The organism is Leyella stercorea DSM 18206 (genome assembly GCF_000235885.1).
GTDB lineage: Bacteria > Bacteroidota > Bacteroidia > Bacteroidales > Bacteroidaceae > Prevotella > Prevotella stercorea.
Window position 1 is genome coordinate 49,945 of record NZ_JH379471.1, and the last position, 257, is coordinate 50,201.

At 52.5% G+C, this 257-nt stretch carries 2 tRNA genes; both read right to left on the minus strand.

Annotated features, from left to right (window positions below):
* Nucleotide 1: 1 nt before the first annotated feature.
* Nucleotides 2–85: transfer RNA gene (locus HMPREF0673_RS12320), tRNA-Leu, on the minus strand.
* Nucleotides 86–109: 24 nt separating this feature from the next.
* A tRNA-Leu gene (locus tag HMPREF0673_RS12325) sits at nucleotides 110–191 on the minus strand.
* Nucleotides 192–257: the final 66 nt, after the last annotated feature.

Below are 257 nucleotides of genomic sequence, written 5' to 3' on the forward strand. Positions count from 1 at the left end.
GTGAAGAGGAGGAGACTCGAACTCCCACGACACAATTGTCACTACCCCCTCAAAGTAGCGCGTCTACCAATTCCGCCACCTCTCCGTGTAATATGTATCTTTTATGTAGTGCCCAGAACAGGACTCGAACCTGCACGTCGTTAAACACACGCACCTGAAACGTGCGCGTCTACCAATTCCGCCACCTGGGCTACTCGCGCTTTGGAAAGTATATTTCCTAAGTTTGAGCGGCAAACGGGACTTGAACCCGCGACCCC